Origin of the sequence: Bacillus aerolatus, from assembly GCF_009183655.1 — a bacterium.
GTDB lineage: Bacteria > Bacillota > Bacilli > Bacillales > Domibacillaceae > Pseudobacillus > Pseudobacillus aerolatus.
The window spans coordinates 22,994-29,615 of the sequence record NZ_WEIO01000020.1 but is presented as its reverse complement, the minus strand read 5'-3'; the positions used below and the strand labels follow the sequence as shown (position 1 = coordinate 29,615).

4 protein-coding genes are annotated in these 6,622 nt (G+C 43.8%); all 4 read left to right on the top strand.

Annotation, left to right across the window (positions count from 1 at the left end):
- A partial coding sequence (hutI, locus tag F9802_RS19165) for an imidazolonepropionase (protein ID WP_152154701.1) occupies positions 1–1,299 on the top strand: 1,299 nt, incomplete at its 5' end.
- A 255-nt stretch (positions 1,300–1,554) separates the two neighbouring features.
- Complete coding sequence (hutH, locus tag F9802_RS19160) at positions 1,555–3,078, top strand: histidine ammonia-lyase (protein WP_152154700.1); 1,524 nt, start codon at positions 1,555–1,557, stop codon at positions 3,076–3,078.
- A 171-nt stretch (positions 3,079–3,249) separates the two neighbouring features.
- Positions 3,250–4,722 (top strand): alanine/glycine:cation symporter family protein, encoded by a 1,473-nt coding sequence (locus F9802_RS19155; protein ID WP_152154699.1) that lies wholly within the window; start codon positions 3,250–3,252, stop codon positions 4,720–4,722.
- Between the two features lie 544 nt (positions 4,723–5,266).
- Complete coding sequence (locus F9802_RS19150; protein WP_152154698.1) at positions 5,267–6,604, top strand: YjiH family protein; 1,338 nt, start codon at positions 5,267–5,269, stop codon at positions 6,602–6,604.
- Positions 6,605–6,622: the final 18 nt, after the last annotated feature.

Sequence of the window (6,622 nt, the reverse complement as noted above, 5' to 3'; positions counted from 1 at the left end):
AAACCAATTTGGATCAAACATGCAGCCCAGCTGGCGACATTAGCTGCGGAGACAAAAGGGCCCCGTTCTAAAGAAGCGGCGTCTGAGCTTGGCTTGATTGAAGACGGCAGCTTGTGGATAGAGGACGGAAAGATTCAAGCTGTTGGTACAACGAAAGAGTTAGAAAAGCGTTATGCCGAAAAATTGGATCAAGCAGAAGTGATCGATGCTTCTGGTCATTTAGTCACACCGGGCCTTGTGGATCCTCATACGCATGTTGTCTACGGGGGAAGCCGTGAACGTGAATTTGAAATGCGTCTTGAAGGTGCGACGTACATGGATATTATGAACGGAGGCGGTGGCATTCATGCCACCACCCGCATGACGCGGGAGGCAACAGATGAAGAGTTGATCGAACAAACGACTCGCCGCCTCGATTCATTTTTAGCCCACGGTGTGACAACGGTAGAAGGAAAAAGCGGCTATGGCATGAATCTAGAAACTGAACTGAGACAATTGCGGGTGATGAAAGAGCTGCAACATCAACACGCCATTGATCTTGTTCCTACTTTCATGGGTGCTCACGCCGTCCCGCCGGAATTCAAGGGACGGGAAGATGAATTTGTTGATCATTTAATTCATGACATGCTGCCAGTCGTTGCTAAAGAAAAGTTAGCGGAATTTAATGATGTTTTTTGTGAAAAAGGCGTGTTTACACCGGAACAGTCCGAGAGAATTTTAGAAGCAGGAAAAGAGTACGGATTGATTCCTAAAATTCATGCCGACGAGATTGAACCTTACGGCGGAGCAGAACTGGCAGCCAAAACGGGAGCTATTTCAGCCGAGCATTTATTGAAAGCTTCCGACGAAGGCATTCAAGCGATGGCGAAAGCAGGAACGATTGCTTGCCTGCTTCCAGCGACAGCCCTGTATTTACGTGAAGAAGCAGCACAGGGAAGAAAAATGATTGATGCAGGTGTGCCTGTAGCCATTTCAACGGACTGCAACCCGGGCTCATCGCCAACGACATCGATGCCGCTCGTCATGAATCTAGCTTGTATCTCTATGAGGTTAACACCAGCAGAAGCGTTAACCGCCGCAACATACAATGCGGCTTGTGCGGTCAACCGTCAGGACAAAGTGGGATCGTTGGAAGTCGGCAAACAAGCAGACATTGTATTATGGGACGTGAAAAACTATCAGGAATTGCAATATTTATTTGGTGTGAATCACGTTCATTCCGTGTGGAAAAAAGGCGTTCAGGTCGTGAGTCAACTTGACGGGTCAGTGGCTTCAGGCACCCGCGTGGCCGTGGAATAAAGAAAGACTTTTGAATGAGTTTTAACAAGGAAACGCTAGGCGTATCTTTTTAGTTATTAGTGGATTATTAGAGATTAGTGCATAAATTAGCAGATTGTTTATTTTAATTAATTAATTGAATCATAATAAGCCCAGAGTTTATTAGTCGATAGGGGGCTGCATAAAGAACCTTTCTTTGTGCAGCCCTCTTTTATTTTGGTTATTTTTACCTAGAAAATATATTTAATACAATTTTTGAAAAAGGGAGAGAAAATCATGGTTATTACATTAGACGGCAACACATTAACACTTGAGGAAATTGGTCAAATTCTTTACGAGGAAGCTTCGGTAGAAATCAGAAAAGAGTCATGGAGAAAAGTGGAAGAAAGCAGAGCGGTCATTGAAAAGCTTATGGCGGAAGGCAATGTGATATACGGAGTGAATACGGGTTTTGGTAAATTCAGTGACACGTTAATCTCACCTGAAGATGTGGAAAAACTACAAATCAATTTAATTCGCAGCCATGCGTGTGCGACAGGTGAAGCGTTCCCTGAAAGTGTTGGCCGGGTCATGCTTCTTCTAAGAGCAAATGCGCTCGCAAAAGGGTACTCCGGCGTTCGTGAAGAAACGCTGCAATTGCTCGTGGACTGTTTAAATAACGGCATCCATCCAGTTATCCCGAGTCAGGGGTCGCTTGGCGCCAGCGGAGACTTGGCCCCGCTCGCTCATTTAGCGCTTGTCCTCGTTGGAGAAGGTCATGCCATCTATAAAGGAGAAAAAATGACGGGAGCCGAAGCGTTGAAGCGTGCGGGTCTGCAGCCGATCCGGTTACAAGCAAAAGAAGGCCTTGCCTTGATCAATGGCACACAAGCAATGACAGCTGTCGGCGTCATCTCATACTTGGAAGCACAAGATTTAGCGGATCTCGCGGATGGTGTTGCTGCTATGACACTTGAAGGGCTTCAAGGGATTATAGATGCATTTATGCCAGAATCCCATCAAGTGAGACCATATCCTGAACAGCAGCAAGTAGCGGGCCGCATCCTTTCTTATGTGGAAGGCAGCCAGCTGACAACAACTCAAGGGGATATTCGTGTTCAGGATGCATATTCTCTCCGCTGCATTCCACAAGTACACGGAGCTGTTCAGCAAGTATTGAATTATGTGAGAGAAAAGCTGTTGATTGAAATCAACTCAGCGACAGATAATCCGCTGATTTTCTCGGATAGCGGCAAAGTGATTTCAGGCGGGAATTTCCATGGGCAGCCCATTGCTTTTGCGATGGACTTCCTTGGCATCGCAGTAGCAGAAGTTGCCAGCATCTCGGAAAGACGGATCGAGCGTTTAGTCAATCCGCAGCTAAATGATCTGCCGGCGTTCTTAAGCCCGAATCCAGGACTTGAATCAGGATTGATGATCATCCAATATGTAGCAGCTTCGCTAGTGTCAGAAAACAAAACGCTGGCCCATCCATCAAGCGTTGACTCGATTCCATCTTCTGCAAATCAGGAAGACCACGTCAGCATGGGAACAACAGCTGCGCGCCACGCATATGATATTGTTCAAAATACACGCCGCGTGCTGGCAATCGAAGCAATCTGCTCAGCTCAGGCAGCTGATATCCGGGGAACAGAGAAGTTATCTCCTTTTTCAAAAAATCTTCATAAGCGCATCAGAGCATCTGTACCAGTGATTACAGAAGACCGGATCTTCTCAGAAGATATTGAAAACTTGGCCGGCGCGATAAAAAAAGAGATGTGGAGCAAAGAGTTGCAAGCTGTTACAATAGGTAAGCAGTAAGAAGCGTGCTAGACATAGCCATATTTACACTAGTATGGGGCAGGGAAGAAAGTTAGAGGTAGGAATTATTCTGCCTCATCTTTTCACTTTTTTTGCACTAAATTGAAAGCGCATCCAATTATAGGGTAGTTGTTATGATTAAGTTTTCTATAATGTTTGAGGAGGGGTTTTTTGGAACAGTTCGTTTCGTTTTTGAATGGTATTTTATGGAGTAACCCAATTATTTATATCTTGTTAGGTGTCAGTGTTTTATTTACGGTAATGACCCGTTTCTTACAAGTCAGGCACTTTAAAGAAATGATCTCGCTTTTATTTCAGGGGAGAAGTTCAGACGCGGGGGTTTCTTCCTTCCAGGCTTTATCGATGGCGCTTTCCGGCCGCGTGGGAACCGGGAATATCGCAGGTGTAGCGACAGCAATCGCATTCGGTGGTCCGGGCGCTGTTTTCTGGATGTGGGTCATCGCTTTTATCGGTGCATCCAGCGCGTTTATCGAATCAACACTTGCTCAAATTTACAAAGTGAAACAGGACGGCCAATATCGAGGCGGCCCGGCGTATTACATTGAAAAAGGACTCGGATGGAAATGGTTTGCGGTGTTGTATGCATTTGCGGCTATTATTGGTATCGCGATTTTGATGCCAGGCGTGCAGTCAAATTCAATTGCACTCGGGTTAAACAATGCGTTTGGCATTGATAAGGCTCTTATTGGTTTGGGAATTATTCTTATGCTTGGGTTTGTTATTTTTGGCGGCACAAAGCGGATTGCCAACGCGGCAATGATCGTTGTTCCTTTTATGGCATTAGGATACATTCTTTTGTCGCTTGTCATTATAGCTATGAATCTTTCAGAACTTCCGGTCGTGCTGTCTCTTATTTTCCGCAGCGCATTTGCCATGGATTCGGCTTTTGGCGGGATCATCGGGATGGCTATTTCCTGGGGAGTAAAACGCGGCATGTATTCCAATGAAGCAGGACAAGGAACAGGTGCCCATTCTGCGGCGGCCGCAGAAGTCACTCATCCGGCTAAGCAGGGATTAGTTCAGGCATTCTCCGTCTACATTGATACATTATTTGTTTGTTCTGCTACAGCGTTCATGATTTTGATCACGGGCATGTACAACACAGTGGCGGCAGACGGTACATTTATCGTCAATAATTTAAAAGGGGTCGAAGCAGGACCTGGATACACGCAGGCGGCCATTGACAGTGTGTTCCCAGGTTTCGGTTCGGGATTTGTGGCAATTGCTCTTTTCTTCTTCGCTATTACAACGATCATGGCGTACTACTACATTGCAGAAACAAATATCGCTTACTTAACCCGCTATAAACGGAGACCGTGGGCCGTGCTTTTATTGAAGATCGGCCTTCTAGCTGCCACATTTTACGGCGCGACCAACGAATCCACATTAGCATGGGCGCTAGGGGATGTCGGGCTCGGTGTGACGGTATGGATCAACATTGTAGCCATCCTGCTTCTAGCGAAACCGGCATTAATCGCTTTGAAAGACTACGAAGCACAGAAGAAACAAGGACTCGATCCGATATTCGATCCTGAAGCATTGGGGATAAAAAATGCCGATTATTGGGTGAATGAGTTTAAACAGAATCAAGAAGCTTCAGTACCTCAACAGAAAGTGGAGTAACAGGTATCGCTATAAAGCCGCCAAACTTAACGTGATTAAGCTGGCGGCTTTCGTTTCAACAACTGAGAAATGTCTATAAACCAGCACCAACCGACTGTAATTTTGGTTTAACTGAATGTAAATGAGACGTATTGTATTGAAGTTTATGCACGTCTGCAATAGCTTTTTGAACGGAAATCACCGAAATATGCACATCGCCTTGAATGATGACAAAAAGTTATACAAAATAGTATCATTTATTTTAAAAAACGATAAAACAATGGGACTATTTATAATAATATATAAAAAAGAAAAATAATTCTAAATTAAACATAAAATTATCACTAAATAATAATTAAATATTTTTAATTTTGCTTATAAAATGAATATAACAACTTGAAAGGATAAAAAAATGAAGGCGTTTACAAACGGCAAGATTGTTCTCTCTTAGTTTCTCATGTAGCTAAAATAGTAAAAAGTGGGATGCGTATATGGCTGCAATTTATTGTTAGCGGAGAGATGGAGGATTTATTTTTACTTTCAGAAAAGAAAGGAAGAGGATAGGATGGAGGCAAAACAACATATACAAGAGAAGTCGGCACCTGATAGAAAAGCAGTTCCATCACAAATGTGGAAGTTTTTCGTTTACAGCTTTATTGGTGGTTTCATTTTTTTCGTACCGATCACGGTTGGAGACAAAAAATCGATTATCCTTGATCATATTGTGTCCTATATTCAATTATACGCAGGGCCATTTTTGCCTTACTATGCCTTGTTGATCATTGCGGCCGGCGCTCTTTACCCATTTGTATCAGGAATATGGAAGCAATCAACTGTAAATATTATTTTTTCAATTTTCAAAGTACTTGGTTTAGCGGTCGGGGTGATGCTCGTTTTTAATAGAGGGCCTGCCTGGTTGTTTGATCCGAACATGGGCCCGTTTTTGTTTAACAAGCTCGTTATCCCTGTTGGGCTGCTTGTGCCGATTGGCGCAGTGTTTCTTGCGTTGCTCGTAGGATACGGTTTGCTTGAATATATTGGCGTTTTGACGAGGCCGATTATGCGTCCCATCTGGAAGACTCCGGGCCGCTCGGCTATTGATGCGGTCGCCTCATTTGTCGGAAGCTATTCTGTCGGTCTATTAATCACCAACCGGATTTATAAAGAAGGAAAATATAACGCGAAAGAAGCTAGCATCATTGCAACTGGATTTTCTACTGTTTCAGCGACATTTATGGTGATTGTCGCGAAAACATTAGGACTAATGGATATGTGGAATACTTATTTTTGGCTGACTTTCTTTGTTACTTTTCTTGTCACCGCTATAACTGTGCGCATTTGGCCATTATCTAAAATTAAAGAAGAGTATTATGAAGGTTCTACCCCGCAGCCAGAAGCAGAAGTGAAAGGAAATTTGTTGGCGGCAGCTTGGGAAGAAGCGAAAGAAACAGCAGCTAACTCTCCGCGGCTTCTTGATAACATTTGGTTAAATATTAAAGACGGTTTGCTTATGGCCATGGCTATTCTTCCATCTATATTATCAATCGGGTTATTAGGATTGGTGTTGGCCGAATATACACCCGTATTCGACTGGATCGGCTACATTTTCTATCCTTTTACAGCGGCTCTGCAGTTGCCTGAACCGATGCTTGTAGCAAAAGCTAGTGCGCTCAGCATTGCTGAAATGTTTCTGCCCGCTCTTTTGGTGACAAAAGCTGTTCTTGAAGTGAAGATCATTGTTGCTATTGTTTCTGTCTCAGCGATTGTCTTCTTCTCAGCACTCGTCCCGTGTATTGTGTCAACTGAAATTCCTCTTTCCATTCCAACCTTGATCATTATATGGATTGAAAGGGTCATTCTCACATTAATCATCGCGACGCCATTAGTGTATTTATTGATTTAGCGTAAAGGAAATCAGAGC